Source organism: Streptococcus pseudopneumoniae ATCC BAA-960 = CCUG 49455, assembly GCF_002087075.1.
GTDB lineage: Bacteria > Bacillota > Bacilli > Lactobacillales > Streptococcaceae > Streptococcus > Streptococcus pseudopneumoniae.
In genome coordinates this window covers 28915-43551 of sequence record NZ_MWSM01000028.1, presented here as the reverse complement: position 1 = coordinate 43551, position 14637 = coordinate 28915, and the positions used below count along the sequence as shown (strand labels likewise).

Here is a 14637-nt window from a genome sequence, read left to right as displayed (position 1 = left end):
AACCGTCTCCATCGGTGTCTGCCGTTTCATCTGGCCCTGATAAGATGTATCGAGGATAACCGTTATCCCAATTCTCCATTCCTGCGAGAATAGGAAGTTGAGAAAGAACTACACCGTTTTTTGCATCTGCTTCAATCTCCCACTTATAAGCATTGTGACTTCTGTTTTCCCAAGAATTCAATCCGAACGACAATAAGTTTTGATCTTTCCATTTTGTTGCGATTTCTGAACCCGATCCTGTAGATGTAACATTAGTCCAGAATTTATCCCAATTAGCTTTATTTCCGCCTCGATGAGGTGGTTTCAGAAGCTCTCTTGTGGGGGATTTAAAATTGGTCAAATTCAGATCATTTTTCAAGCGAAATTCTTTTCCTCCTCCTCCTGTAACACCAGCAGAAGTAAAGGTTTTTATTGTTATGGTTTCTTCTCTTAATCCTTCTGGCAACCAAACATTCAAGCCCGGCCGACGCCATAGTTCATAATTATCATTAAAAATTATCGTGTACTTAACGTGTGTTCCTCCACGAGAAATCTCGGTTCTAATTTTCATTGTTTGTCTGGCGGCATTAGCCTCGGATTTTGAATCTCCTAAATATATTATATTATCATCTGCAATATAGTGCGCATACACCTTTTGCGAACCAAGACCTAAAAATGCAAGTCCGACTAAAACCGATGCCGCGCCAAATTTAAATTTTCTGAGAGAGTAGCGAAAGGCTTTCTCTCCACCTTTTTTCTTATTTTGTATCAATTTCAACAATTATTTTTCTCCTTATGTTCTAAGTAATTCTTTCTGTGAACTCCAAGGCCAGCCAGCTTTTTTCTGACTTCAGAAAGCCTCAAGTGTAGCCGTCTGCTTCCTGGGTATCAATGATGGCAAAGACTCCTACAGGGCAAAAACCATGCTCTGGATAGTCCAAGCCTGGTAATAAGCAGAGGTACCAACGCCTGTAGATACATACCAGGTGCTCCTTCATCGCTCAAACCGCCATTATGTTGGATGACAATCCTATCGATAGCTAAACGATTGTCATCGCTATTCATGATTTCTTCGTCGACATCAGCGATAAGACCTGAAAATAAATCACCATTTATCCGTTTTGTTTTAACCTTAATCACCTCCTAGTTATCTTCCTTTAGGTGTTGAAACATTGAAATCTGCACTCTTTCCATTTCTAAAAAACCATCTACTAGCTACTCAACCACATCCGTACTGGTTAGACCATAAGCTTGTTTAACAGTCTCCGTCTAAACTGAGTTTTCTTTCAAATGCACCGAGACAAACTCAAGTTTCAAGGAAGTTCCTGTCTTTTAAGCACAAAAAACAAACCGGACCTTGAGTTGTTTTACGCTGTAAATTCCATTTTTTCATACTGCTTTCCAGTCAGGCTATTCTTTCCCTGACTATAGGTTTTCTTTTACCCCCTCGATTTTTCTTGCATTGGAGTGGAGTTTCCGCAGGCACACCCGCTTCTTTAGACTGGATGCCTTCCCACTTGATTATTTCGTCAGAGATTATCCCTTCACAGATCTTGACAAAGAATGTAAAAGGCTTGCTTTCACCTGCGTATTTATTTCTCAGTCAGACACTGGTAAAGAAACTTTTCTCGTTCTAAAAGTTGCGCTGCCTTCTGATAGGATATCCAGTGTTCCTTGCTATTATAAATACCAAGCAATCCCTCACAAAGCAACCCCATGCTTGAAAGCACAACAGAGACAAGGCAATAGTAATCGCCCGGCATGGGAATGGCACAAAAAATCGCAATCAAAAAATCGGAAACAATCTCAGCAATCTCCAAGACCTTGTAGCGTCTGCGATGCTGGAAACTTTTCCCCTGAAAGCAGGTGATTTGCTTTTCCAATCACTCTGTCATATAGACTTCTTCTGGTGTCATATAGAACTCCTCTCTGTTTTGTTTACCACTATCATAACAATACATAATAGAAAGTGAATCAACTTGTAGATTGTAAAACTAGACTTCCTGCAAAACTAGAATCCTAGTTCACGGTTGATAATGCCAGCAATCGAGTTCATTCGTAAGCCGAAGCGTTTACGATGATTTCGATAGGTTGTTGAAAACATTTTAAACGTTTTTACTTTGGCAAAGATGTTCTCAACCTTGCTTCTCTCCTTAGATAGCGCATGGTTACAGGCTTTATCTTCAGCTGTTAGCGGCTTGAGTTTGCTAGATTTACGTGGAGTTTGTGCTTGAGGATATATCTTCATGAGCCCTTGATAAGCACTGTCAGCCAAGATTTTACCAGCTTGTCCGATATTTCTGCGATTCATTTTGAACAACTTCATATCATGACAATAGTTCACAGCGAGCTCCAAAGAAACAATTCTCCCTTGACTTGTGACAATCGCCTGAGCCTTCATAGCGTGGCATTTCTTTTTACCAGAATAATTCTCTAATTGTTTTTTAGGGCGATTGATTTTTACTTCCGTCGCATCAATCATTACCGTGTCCTCAGAACTGAGAGGAGTTCTTGAAATCGTAAAACCACTTTGAACAAGAGTTACTTCAACCCATTGGCTCCGACGGAGTAAGTTGCTTTCGTGGATACCAAAATCAGCCGCAATTTGTTCATAAGTTCGATATTCTCGCACATATTGAAGAGTGACCATAAGAAGGTCTTCTAGGCTTAATTTAGGTTTTCTTCCCCCTTTTGCGTATTTACATTGATAAGCTCTTTTTAATACAGCTAACATCTCTTCAAAAGTGGTACGCTGAATACCAACAAGACGCTTAAATTGTGCATCAGTTAGTTGTTTACTTGCTTCATAATTCATAGAACTATTCTACCATATTTTGTTTCGCAGGAAGTCTAATATATAAATAGCAACTTACGACTATTTACCCCACTGTACCTCCTATGAAGAATATACAGTCTAGTAATAATTATACCACCCCCCCCCGAATTTTGCAAGGAAAAACATTTGATTTTTTAGGTTTTGTAATTCGAATGTGATAATGTCTTTAGTAAATCGAACGTGAAAATGTCCCATTTGATAAAATAGTCGTATGAAAAGTATCCAACTGAATATGAATGAAACGAAAAAATATCTTGTGATAAAAGCTATAGACCAAGGAAAGAAAACAAAGAATCGAGCCTGTGTCGAACTGAATCTTTCTGAAAGACAAAGCAATCGTCTGCTACTAGCCTATCAACAGAAAGGAAAAGAAGCCTTCAGACACGGAAACAGAAATCGAAAACCAAAACATGCAATCCCTGATGAAAGCAAAATAATTGCCCTCAATCTCACCATTTTTTTGGGACATCATCACTTTCGATTGACAGCCTCAATCCACTATAACTCTGCACATAAAAATGGAGAAGATGGCAATCCTCTTCTCCAAATATTAACTTCTTTACAAACCAACTATAGTTGACAAAGAACCTAAAATCAATTGATAACACAAGGTCAAGTCGGTCAACTCTTTCAACTGAAGCCCTGTCAATTCTTCCCATTTATCAATTTTGTATTGGAGAGAATTGCGGTGCAGATAGAGTTGCTGGGCTGTTTTTGTTAGGACAGCACTATTTTCCCAAAGGGAGAGAATGATTTCCTGAATCTGATCCTGGTCCAAAATCATCTGGTGTAGACATTCCTTGATTGGCTTCAAGTCCACGAGCCTTTCTCCCATACTCCAAAGATAGAGCTGTGAAAAAGTATGAACACCTTGGTGACCCTGACGCCACCAAGTCTTAAACAAATCTCTCTCTGCTTTAATCAAGTCTGATAGGGCTTGATGTCTTGCCTGAGACCAAACCTGGCCTAACATGATAGAGAGACGAAGTCCAAAGTCATACTCAACCGCTTCAATCGTATCAGATAAGATTGAACGTACAGAGGTGTACTTATCTTGTTGCAGCACGAAAACATAATCCTGAGCTCCGACCTGAAGCACCGTCTGACAATTCGGAAAAAGAGTCCGCATCATATCTAGCCAAGAAGCCAGATTTTCCTGCTGAAAATAGGAAAGATGGCAATACACCAACTGAATCTTTTTAAAAGTTTGCGGTGCCTGACCCTTCCCCTCAATCAGATAGGAATACCAAGGATTGAGCGAACGAGCCTGCTCCTGCTGGGTCAAAAGGGAAATCAACTGCTTTTCACGCTCACTGAGCCCAGCTTTCTCCAGCAAAATCCACTGCTGAGAAGCTAAAGGGAGAGTGAGATAGCCTTCTTTCTCTACTGGTTGGTCTGAAATCTGAGCCTCAGGAAACCAGTCTTGTAGTTCTTTTGTCATCATGTCCTAGCCCTCCACTTTTTGGATGCACCACCAAATCAAGCTCTCAAGACGTTCCAAATTTTCAGTCATATGGAGATAGCCCATCACAGCTTCAAAACCTGTGGACATGCGGTAAGTCACCACATCGGCATTTTTAGCCTTTGTGTGGCTATTGGTATTGCGGCCACGTTTGTAGATTTCTTTTTCTCTTTCCGTTAGGACTTGCTCCTCTAACATGAGGGAAATCAGGCGAGCCTGAGCTTTGGCCGACACATACTTGGTCGCTTCTTGATGGAGTTTATTGGGTTTGGTCATGCCTTTGAGTATGAGGTGACGACGAATATACATGGAATAAACCGCATCTCCTTCAAAGGCTAGCGCAATCCCATTAATGAGATTGACATCAATCACGTGTCCACCTCACTCCATCCTTGGTGTCAAGGAGCTTAATTCCCTGAGCAGCCAATTGATCACGGATTTGGTCTGCTGTCGCAAAGTCACGATTGGCACGCGCCTCTTGGCGTTTTTGAATCAAGTCTTCAATCTCTGCATCCAAAGCTTCCTCAACAAAGACAATTCCAAAAATTTCTAACATATCTGCAAGAGCTTGCTTGACACTTGCATCATAGTTCCCTGAGTTGATCCATTTGGCCATTTCAAAGACAACTGTGATACCGTTGGCAGCATTAAAATCTTCATCCATAGCTGCTACAAACTTATCTTTAAAGTTTTGTAACTCTTGGGCATCCACGTTTCCTGTAAATGGTTGCTCATAAGTATTCTTCAGATACTTGAGATTGGTCTCGGCATCGCGCACTGCCTTTTCCGTAAAGTTGATAGGCTTACGGTAGTGCTGGGTCGCAAAGAAGAAACGAAGTACTTGCCCATCAAGAGTTTTAAGGGCATCGTGTACCGTAATGAAGTTACCCAAGGACTTAGACATTTTGACATTGTCGATATTGACAAAGCCATTGTGCATCCAGTAGTTAGCAAAAGTCTTGCCTGTTTTAGCTTCAGACTGGGCAATTTCATTGGTGTGGTGTGGAAACTCTAGGTCAGCTCCACCACCGTGGATATCAATGGTATCGCCCAAAATCTCTGTCGACATGACTGAACACTCGATATGCCAACCCGGACGTCCAGGTCCCCAAGGACTATCCCAAGAAATCTCACCTGGTTTGGAAGATTTCCATAATGCAAAGTCCACAGGATTTTCCTTACGAGCCGTTTCTTCATCGGTACGACCTGAAGCACCTAGCTCCAAATCTTCCAAGGTTTTATTAGCCAATTTGGCGTAATTGTGAGATTTTTCTACACGGAAATAGACATCCCCTTGACTCTCATAGGCAAAGCCTTTCTCAATCAAGTCTTCCACAAAACGGATGATGTCTGCCATAAACTCCACTACACGCGGATGGCGAGTCGCAGGTTTCACGCCCAAGGCCGTCACATCCTCACGAAAGGCAGCGATGTACTTGTCCGCAACCTCCTGAGGCGTGATACCTTCTTCCTTGGCACGGTTGATTATCTTATCATCCACATCTGTAAAATTGGAAATATAGGCAACCTTATACCCACGGTACTCAAAATAGCGACGAATGGTATCAAAAGTCACCGTTGAACGGGCATTCCCCACGTGGATATAGTTGTAGACGGTTGGTCCACAAACATACATCTTGACTTTGCCGTCCTCGATTGGGACAAATTCTCGCAAATCACGAGACATGGTGTCGTAGATTTTAATCATAAAATAATAGTCAGGAAAACCAAAATCAAAGAACACTTAGTTTCATCACTAAGAGTTCAATTGAATTTCAGTCCGAATATCTCTACACTTCGGAATCCCTTGCTCCTTTCTCATTCAGATAAACCACCTGAGTCTGTTTGACAAAGCCAATTTTTTCATACAAACGTTTGGCACCTACATTGCTATCTTCCACTGCAATCTGAAATTCCTTGTCATTTTGCTCAATTAGTTGGTTGACGAGGGATTTTGCTAAGTAGCTTCCATAGCCTTTCCCACGTTCAGGTTCCAATATTGCTAAACCGTAGAAGTAATTCGTATTAGTCGATAAATCTACCGTGCAAGTTCCAATAACCTGACTGTCTTTTAACAAAATATATAAGCGACTTTCTGGATCCTTCAGAGCTTCAGCGACATATCTATCCACAACTTCTCTAGATTCATGTTCCTCTGAAAATGCCTGAAATTTTAACTGGCTAATTTGCTCCTGATACGAACTATCTGCTAACAAAACTTCAAGATTAGAAAGTTTTGCTAACTGATATGGTCTTCTATCCTTACCTAACCAGGTTTCTGTCTCTTCATCCTCGATTAGTCCCCAGTTACTGGCAAAGTCAGGATGATTCTCTAAAAAAATACGTTCTGTCTGAAAAGTGACTGACCGAATAGGGAAAGAAGCCGTTTCTTTCTCAAAACTCGTAAACAAAGCACGCGCAATTCCCTGACGGCGATGATCTGGATGAACCAGTATCGTCACTTCCACATCTTGATCATCTGCATAAACAGTTAATAAACCAACAAGTTCGCCTTTTTCATAATAAAGGAAAAAGGCGGGCATGTTTGGGTCAAAATTAAGCATGTTAGAGAGATAGGGATCGCGATAGGTACCGTCATAGTTTTGGCAACAGTTAATTACTTTTTTCGCCTCAGATAGCTCCTCTTGGCTTAACTTGTTTCTTGCTTGAATCATATAGGTATCCTCTACAAACCAGACGATCTATGACTGGCTTCTTTAGCCTGCTCGAGTTTATTAACATAATACTCTCGTTTTTCTTCGACTTCGTGAATGACAGGCTCATCCTTCTTACCATGAAGGCGGACAATCTTAGCCGGAATACCGACAACCGTCACATCACTAGGTACATCTGCCACGACAACTGCTGCTGCACCAACCTTGGCATTTTCACCGATTTCCACTGGTCCGATGACTTGGGCATGAGCCGATATGAGAGCTCCCTTTCGAACGGTCGGATGGCGTTTTCCAACATCCTTACCAGTTCCACCAAGAGTCACCCCGTGATAAAGAAGAACGCCTTTTTCAACGATCGCTGTTTCTCCAATCACCAAGCCTGAACCGTGGTCGATAAAGACACCTGAATCAATCTGGGCACCTGGATGAATCTCAATCTGAGTCCAAAAGCGCCAAAACTGACTGTGCATACGAGCTAAGAGTTTGAAGCCGTACTTCCAGAGAAAATGCGAGAGACGGTGGGCCGCCAAGGCCTTGACACCTGGATAAGTCAGCAAAACCTCCAAAGTGGTGCGGGCCGCTGGATCATTTTCTTTTACGATATCAATGGTTTCGCGCCACCACCCCATACATTTCTCCTTTTCTTACTCTGAATCTTTTGGTGTCTCTGTAAATTCTTTCTTAGGTTTGTGTTCCTTGTGATGACGTGGGCGGTGAGGGCGCTCAGACTTTTCACCTTTTTCATCATGCTCAGGTTTTGGCGGACGAGGTAGAAGAGCCTTCATAGAGGCATCGATACGGCCTTTTTCATCAATCTTGATAACCTTAACATCAACTTCATCCCCGATTTCTACCAAATCCTCTACACGATTGGTACGAGTCCAAGCCATCTCCGAGATATGAACAAGAGCATCTGTCTTATCAAAGAGGTTAACAAAGGCACCAAATTTCTCGATACGAACGACTTTAGCACGGTAAACTTCGTCCACCTTAGCTTCACGAACCAAACCAGCAATAATTTCTTTAGCACGATTGATGGCATCTTGGTCGCTAGAGTAGATAGATACGTTACCTTCTTCGTCGATGTCAATCTTAACGCCTGTTTCAGCGATAATCTTGTCGATGGTTTCTCCACCCTTACCGATGACAATCTTAATCTTGTCCACATCAATCTTGATCGTATCAATTTTCGGAGCAGTTGGAGCCAATTCTGGACGAACTTCTGGAATGGTTGCTTCAATGACATCAAGGATTTCAAAACGCGCTTTCTTGGCTTGAGCAAGAGCCTCCGTCAAGATTTCTGCAGTAATCCCTTGAATCTTGATATCCATTTGAAGGGCTGTAATCCCATCACGAGTACCTGCAACCTTGAAGTCCATATCTCCAAAGTGATCTTCCAAACCTTGGATATCTGTCAATACTGTGTAGTTATTTCCATCTGAGATAAGTCCCATAGCAATACCAGCTACTGGCGCCTTGATTGGCACACCACCAGCCATAAGGGCAAGAGTTCCCGCACAGATAGAAGCTTGAGATGAAGAACCGTTTGATTCCAAAACTTCTGCTACTAGACGGATAGCGTATGGGAATTCTTCCAAGCTTGGCAAGACTTGAGCAAGAGCACGCTCACCAAGAGCACCGTGACCGATTTCACGACGACCTGGCGCACCGTAACGACCTGTTTCCCCTACAGAGTATTGTGGAAAGTTATAGTGGTGCATAAAGCGTTTCTTGTACTCTGGATCCAAACCATCAATGATTTGAGTTTCTCCCATCGGAGCCAAGGTCAAGACTGAAAGAGCCTGAGTTTGTCCACGAGTGAAGAGACCGGAGCCGTGCACACGAGGAAGGAAGTCAACAACCGCATCCAAAGGACGGATTTCATCGACCTTACGACCATCAGGACGCACCTTGTCTTCTGTAATTAAACGTCGCACTTCTGCGTGTTCCATTTGTTCCAAGATTTCAGCCACATCACGCATGATACGGTCAAATTCTTCGTGGTCTGCATATTTTTCTTCATAAACAGCAGTCACTTGGTCTTTAACTGCTTGAGTAGCAGCTTCACGAGCCAATTTTTCTTCTACTTGAACCGCTTTTTGGAGGTCACTGTTGTAAGCTGAGATGATTTCTGCCTGCAATTCAGCAGCCACGTGAAGCAATTCCACTTCTGCTTTTTCTTTACCGACAGCAGCAACGATTTCTTCTTGGAAGGCAATCAATTCTTTGACAGCTTCGTGCCCTTTAAGAAGCGCTTCCAACATGATTTCTTCTGACAATTCTTTGGCACCAGACTCTACCATGTTGATAGCGTGCTTGGTTCCAGCTACTGTCAATTCAAGAAGAGATTGCTCTGCTTGTTCTTGCGTAGGGTTGATGATGATTTGACCATCTACATAGCTCACTTGTACCCCAGCGATTGGGCCGTCAAATGGAATATCTGAAATAGACAGCGCCAAGGATGAACCAAACATAGCAGCCATTGGTGCAGATGCATTTTCATCATAAGAAAGCACGGTGTTAATCACTTGTACTTCATTACGGAAACCTTCCGCAAACATAGGACGAATTGGACGGTCAATCAAACGCGCTGTCAAGGTCGCATCCGTTGAAGGACGTCCTTCACGTTTCATAAAGCCACCAGGAAACTTCCCTGCTGCATACATTTTTTCTTCGTAGTTGACTTGAAGAGGGAAGAAATCCCCAGTTGCCATTTTCTTAGACATAACGGCCGCAGTCAAGACAGTTGACTCACCGTAACGCACGACAACAGAGCCATTTGCTTGCTTAGCAACCTGACCAGTCTCTACAATTAACTCACGACCCGCAAAAGTCGTTTGAAACACTTGTTTTGTCATTTTAATCCCCTTTGGATTGATGAAATTATACGCCTTGCCTACAAAAATCAAGATACTAAGCCGTTAAGCAACTCAAAGGAAAATAGGAAATCGAACGACGGAGCGAATGCTCCTAGGTAGATTTATCTTTTTCCACAGAGTTGTAGGCGTGTTCAATTACTCAAGATACCAAGGACGTCAAGCAACTCAAAGGAAAATAGGAAATCGAACAACGGAGCGACCGCTCCTAGGCAGATTTATCTTTTTCCACAGAGTTGTAGGCGTGTTCAATTACACAAGATACTTTGGACGGTTCGGCTTGCCGAACATTTCTGTAGAAAAATAGGAAGGTGACGCCGCACTCGATGAGTGCTAGGAAGCTTATCTTTTTTCCTAAGGAATGAGGCCAAAATTCAATTAAGTATCTTTTTGATATTTCCCTGGAATAGTGCGGACGGGAGCTAAAATTATCCAGTGGATGATTTTAGAAATCCAACGGAATTTCAATGGTAATTTTTAATTACTTCGCCTTTTTATTTCTATGCTCAGGCTAAAATAGTTTCCCGAACTATTTTACTCTCAAAAATCCTGCCTTAGATAATAATATTGTTATCATCTAAGATACCACGATAGCGTGAAATATCTTTTAAATACTCACTCCGTTCGTGTTTTTTGAGACACACATTATCAGATTTTGTTTAAAAAATAATCAACTTTAAACAAACCTCTACAACCTAAATACCCTCATCTTTGTATCAAGTACGTACAGAGTCTATTTTATCATATTTTTCTTAAAAAGTGCGGTCTTTACCATTAAAAAGGAACCATTCCCCTCACTTGAGAAGAATGGTTTGCTTTTTATTATCCTAGAGACTGATGATTAAACAAGGCATGGGTTGCTTGATGGATGTATTTTGCTGTTTCAGCATTGTTCATAGTGTAGAGATGCACACCTGCAACATCCTGAGTTACCAAGTCCACGATTTGGTCCACCGCATAGGCAAGTCCTGCTGCTCTGAGCGACTCAGGGTCATGCTCATACTTGTCTAAGATGGCTTTGAATTTACGTGGAAGATGGATATTCTCACAAGTCTTCAAGAGGCGGAGGGCCTGATTTCGATTCAGAATTGGCATAATCCCTGCATGAATAGGAACATCAATCCCAGCCAAGATACACTTGTCTTGGAAATCATAGAAGCGCTCATTGTCAAAGAAAAGCTGAGTCACAAGGCTCGAACAACCTGCATCCACTTTCTTCTTGAGATTTTGAATATCTAAAATCTGATTTGGCGAATCTGGGTGCCCTTCTGGATAGCAAGCACCAACAATATCAAAGTGAGGAGCTTGTTCCTTGATGAACTCAATTAAGTCAGTTGCATAGCGAAAATCCTTTTGCGGCTCCACATCTGGAATAATATCCCCACGAAGAGCCAAGATTTTCTGCACCCCAACCTTGTCCAAGTCCGCAATGGTTTCAGCCACCTTGTCCTTAGTCAAATAGATGGCTGGCAAGTGGGCAATGGTCGGAATCGCCAAGTCATTTTGGATAAAATCAGCCAAACGGACCGTCGTTTCCTTGATATTAAATTTATTATTGCTGGCAGTTACACTGATAAAATGGGGAGCCAACTCCTGCATATCCTGCAAGGCTGAAATAATGTTACCATTACCCACGGCTGGGTTTGGAGGGAACACTTCAAATGAGAGTGACGGTGTTTGGCGTGACATATGTAATAACCTTTTCTAGTTGATTTCTTTTTGAACAACCATTGTATGGAGAGAAATCTAATCTTACAATTTCTCACGCGCAGCTTTCGCTGCTTCAACAAGGCGGATCAAGCTTTCTTTTGTTTCTGGAATACCACGTGTTTTCAAACCACAGTCTGGGTTGATCCAAACTTTCTTGCTTGGCACTTTAGCAAGGATAGCTTCGATTGTATTGTCGATTTCGCCTTCATTTGGCACACGAGGTGAGTGGATATCGTAAACCCCAGGTCCCACTTCTGTTTGGAAGTTTTTCGCTTTGAGTTCGTCCAAGATTTCAAGGTTTGAACGGCTAGCTTCAAATGAGATAACGTCTGCATCCATGTTGTCGATAGCTGGGATGATATCTGTAAATTCTGAGTAACACATGTGAGTGTGGATTTGTGTATCTGACGCTACTGTTGAGTGTACCAAGCGGAAGGCAGGAATTGCCCAGTCAAGGTAGTCTTCGTACCAGTCGCTACGACGGAGTGGCAATTTCTCACGAAGAGCAGCCTCGTCGATTTGGATGATCTTCACGCCAGCAGCTTCAAGGTCAAGAACTTCATCCTTGATAGCAAGAGCGATTTGAAGAGTAGAATCCTTGATAGAGATGTCTTCACGTGGGAATGACCAGTTGAGGATGGTAACAGGTCCAGTCAACATACCTTTAACAGGTTTGTTTGTACGGCTTTGTGCATAGCTAGACCATTTAACAGTGATAGGGTTAAGACGAGTGACATCACCCCAGATGATTGGTGGTTTCACCCCACGCATACCGTATGATTGTACCCAACCATTTTTAGAGAAGAGGTAACCTGACAAGTTTTGACCGAAGTACTCAACCATGTCATTACGCTCAAATTCACCGTGAACAAGGACATCAAAGTCGATATCTTCTTGCCATTTGATCCATTCATCGATCGTTTCAGCAAGGAAAGCGTCGTACTCTTCTTGAGACAATTCACCTTTACGGTAAGCCAAACGTTTGGCACGAACTTCTTTTGTTTGAGGGAATGAACCAATCGTTGTTGTTGGAAGAGCTGGAAGTTTGAAAGCTTCTTCTTGGATAGCTTCACGTTCTGCAAAGGCTGGCAAACGAGTGTAGTCTGTGTCTGTCAAGCCAGCGATACGCGCACGAAGTTCAGCATTTTCACCAACACGCTCAGTCGCAAAGAGTTCTTTGTTGGCTGCAAGAGCTTCTGAACCTTGACCATTGCGGATAGCATCCAAGTCACGGATTTCATCCAATTTTTCAACTGCAAAGGCAAAGTGGTTCAAGATAGCTGGTTCAAATTCTTCGTTAGCTGTTGTAAATGGCACATGAAGAAGTGAGCATGAGCTTGTCAAAACGATGTTTTCAGCTGGGATTTGCTCAAGAACAGCCAAGCTCTTTTCGTAGTTGTTGCGCCAGATGTTTTTACCATTGACAATACCTGCATAGAGAGTCTTGTCAGCTGGGAAGCCACCTTTAACGAGTTCAAGAGTTTTCTTACCTTCAACAAAGTCAAGACCGATAGCATCTACTGGCAAGTTTACAAGGTCAGCGTATACGTCACGAACATCACCGAAATAAGTTTGAAGCAAGACTTCAAGACCTTTTTTGTCAGCCAAGAGTTTGTTGTAAAGGTTCAAGAAGAGAGCTTTTTCTTCAGCTGTCAAGTCTTTTACAAGAGCCGCTTCATCCAATTGGATGCGAGTTGCACCAAGTTCAGCCAATTTAGCAAAAACTTCTTGGTAAGTAGCCACTAAGCTATCTACGAAGTCGTCTGCTTTCACGCCTTCTTCAAAGTCTGACAATTGAAGGAAAGTGAAGGGACCTACAAGAACAGGACGAGTGTTGAGACCAAGTTCTTTGGCTTCTTGGAACTCATCAAAAATCTTGTGACCTGCAAGTTTGACTTGAGTGTCTTTTTCAAATTTAGGAACGATGTAGTGGTAGTTAGTGTTAAACCATTTCTTCATTGGGAGGGCGCGAACGTCCCCTTTTTCTCCTTGGTAACCACGTCCCAAAGCGAAGTAGCGCTCAAGGTCAGACAAGTCCAAGTTTTGAACTGAAGCAGGTACCACGTTGAAAAGGAAAGCTGCATCTAGGAAGTTATCATAGTGAGAAAAGTCATTTGATGGAATCTCAGTGATGCCTTTTTCTTTGACAATGTTCCAGTGTTTAGCACGTAAGTCTTTTGCTGCTGCTAAAAGTTCTTCCTCTGAGATTTCTTTTCTAAAGTATTTTTCAGTTGTAAATTTTAATTCGCGGAATTCACCCAAACGAGGGAAACCGATGATTGTAGTTGACATGATGTGTCCTCCAAAATTTGTTGTTGAAACTATCTTAACAGAAAAGAAATCATCTGTATAATTGTAAAAAATTAGGCTTTGATATAGTTTGAAACTATATATCTGTTTTAAACAAAAGAAAAAGACCTGAGACAAATGCCTCAAATCCTTTGTATAGCGTGTTTTATAGCTTTATTTCAGTTATGCTCTTCAAACGCTTTATTAGTAATTCTTATAAGTGACTATGGCTTGTTATTAGAAAAGACTATAATACTCTTCGAAAATCTCTTCAAACCGCGTCAACGTCGCCTTGCCTTAGACATATGGTTACTGACTTCGTCAGTCTTATCTACAACCTCAAAACAGTGTTTTGAGCAACCTGCGGCTAGTTTCCTAGTTTGCTCTTTGATTTTCATTGAGTATGAGTCTACTCTAATCAACTCTTTTCCTGTTCGAGTGGGACGACTGCTAGTGTCTTTCCCAAACTGGCTAGGACTTTTAAGACTGTGTCCAACTGAGGACTAGTCTTGCCTGTTTCCATCCTAGCTATGACAGGCTGGCTTACTCCACTAAGTTCTTCTAGCTTTTTCTGACTGATTCCTTGCTCATGCCTGGCTTCAATCAGCTCACTCATGATAGCCACTCGCATATCACTTTCAAGGATTTCCTCCTTGGTAAAGAGTTGAGACCGGACATCCTTCCAATTACTCCCAATAGCACTATTCTTCATCTCTTAACCCTCTTTCTTTTACGTCTATGTATTTTTTGAAAAAATGAGCGAATTATAATTCGATAGATTGACCAGCGAGTTTAAAATTGGTGCTAGCT

At 42.0% G+C, this 14637-nt stretch carries 12 protein-coding genes and 2 pseudogenes; 1 reads left to right on the top strand and 13 read right to left on the bottom strand.

What is annotated here, in order from left to right:
* The 4 genes and pseudogenes from B4W83_RS07320 to B4W83_RS07305 all read right to left on the bottom strand — a co-directional run.
* A partial coding sequence (locus B4W83_RS07320; protein ID WP_000916011.1) for a YSIRK-type signal peptide-containing protein occupies positions 1-760 on the bottom strand: 760 nt, incomplete at its 3' end.
* Positions 761-839: 79 nt separating this feature from the next.
* Positions 840-977 (bottom strand): hypothetical protein, encoded by a 138-nt coding sequence (locus B4W83_RS12790; RefSeq protein ID WP_153300005.1) that lies wholly within the window; start codon positions 975-977, stop codon positions 840-842.
* Between the two features lie 407 nt (positions 978-1384).
* Positions 1385-1862, bottom strand: a pseudogene (locus B4W83_RS07310) (DUF4231 domain-containing protein).
* Positions 1863-1990: 128 nt separating this feature from the next.
* Positions 1991-2794 carry an IS5 family transposase gene (locus B4W83_RS07305; RefSeq protein ID WP_079251543.1) on the bottom strand — a complete coding sequence of 268 codons (804 nt, stop codon included), beginning with the start codon at positions 2792-2794 and terminating at the stop codon, positions 1991-1993.
* 253 nt (positions 2795-3047) lie between these two features.
* On the opposite strand from B4W83_RS07305, the pseudogene B4W83_RS07300 reads away from it, so the two are divergent.
* Positions 3048-3248 (top strand): annotated as a pseudogene (locus B4W83_RS07300) (helix-turn-helix domain-containing protein); the annotation flags it as partial.
* A gap of 126 nt (positions 3249-3374) precedes the next feature.
* On the opposite strand, the gene B4W83_RS07295 reads toward B4W83_RS07300, so the two are convergent.
* The 9 genes from B4W83_RS07295 to B4W83_RS07240 form a co-directional block, all read right to left on the bottom strand.
* The gene (locus B4W83_RS07295; RefSeq protein ID WP_000988345.1) at positions 3375-4259 is read right to left on the bottom strand and encodes a helix-turn-helix domain-containing protein; all 885 of its coding nucleotides are present in this window, start codon (positions 4257-4259) and stop codon (positions 3375-3377) included.
* Positions 4260-4262: 3 nt separating this feature from the next.
* Positions 4263-4649 (bottom strand): Mini-ribonuclease 3, encoded by a 387-nt coding sequence (locus B4W83_RS07290; RefSeq protein WP_000567930.1) that lies wholly within the window; start codon positions 4647-4649, stop codon positions 4263-4265.
* Complete coding sequence (gene cysS / locus B4W83_RS07285) at positions 4642-5985, bottom strand: cysteine--tRNA ligase (protein WP_025170627.1); 1344 nt, start codon at positions 5983-5985, stop codon at positions 4642-4644. Before cysS ends, B4W83_RS07290 begins: the two co-directional genes overlap by 8 nt.
* An 82-nt stretch (positions 5986-6067) precedes the next feature.
* On the bottom strand, positions 6068-6952 hold the full coding sequence (locus tag B4W83_RS07275) for a GNAT family N-acetyltransferase (RefSeq protein WP_000613654.1): 885 nt from the start codon (positions 6950-6952) through the stop codon (positions 6068-6070).
* An 11-nt stretch (positions 6953-6963) separates the two neighbouring features.
* Positions 6964-7581 carry a serine O-acetyltransferase gene (gene cysE, locus B4W83_RS07270; RefSeq protein ID WP_000540000.1) on the bottom strand — a complete coding sequence of 206 codons (618 nt, stop codon included), beginning with the start codon at positions 7579-7581 and terminating at the stop codon, positions 6964-6966.
* A 15-nt stretch (positions 7582-7596) separates the two neighbouring features.
* Positions 7597-9810 (bottom strand): polyribonucleotide nucleotidyltransferase, encoded by a 2214-nt coding sequence (pnp, locus tag B4W83_RS07265; RefSeq protein WP_000166431.1) that lies wholly within the window; start codon positions 9808-9810, stop codon positions 7597-7599.
* 840 nt (positions 9811-10650) lie between these two features.
* On the bottom strand, positions 10651-11517 hold the full coding sequence (gene metF / locus B4W83_RS07255; protein ID WP_000089978.1) for a methylenetetrahydrofolate reductase [NAD(P)H]: 867 nt from the start codon (positions 11515-11517) through the stop codon (positions 10651-10653).
* Positions 11518-11580: 63 nt separating this feature from the next.
* Complete coding sequence (metE, locus tag B4W83_RS07250; RefSeq protein ID WP_000108211.1) at positions 11581-13830, bottom strand: 5-methyltetrahydropteroyltriglutamate--homocysteine S-methyltransferase; 2250 nt, start codon at positions 13828-13830, stop codon at positions 11581-11583.
* 415 nt (positions 13831-14245) lie between these two features.
* Entirely contained in the window at positions 14246-14539 is a 294-nt protein-coding gene (locus B4W83_RS07240; RefSeq protein WP_000797748.1) for a helix-turn-helix domain-containing protein, read from the bottom strand.
* Between the last annotated feature and the right edge of the window lie 98 nt (positions 14540-14637).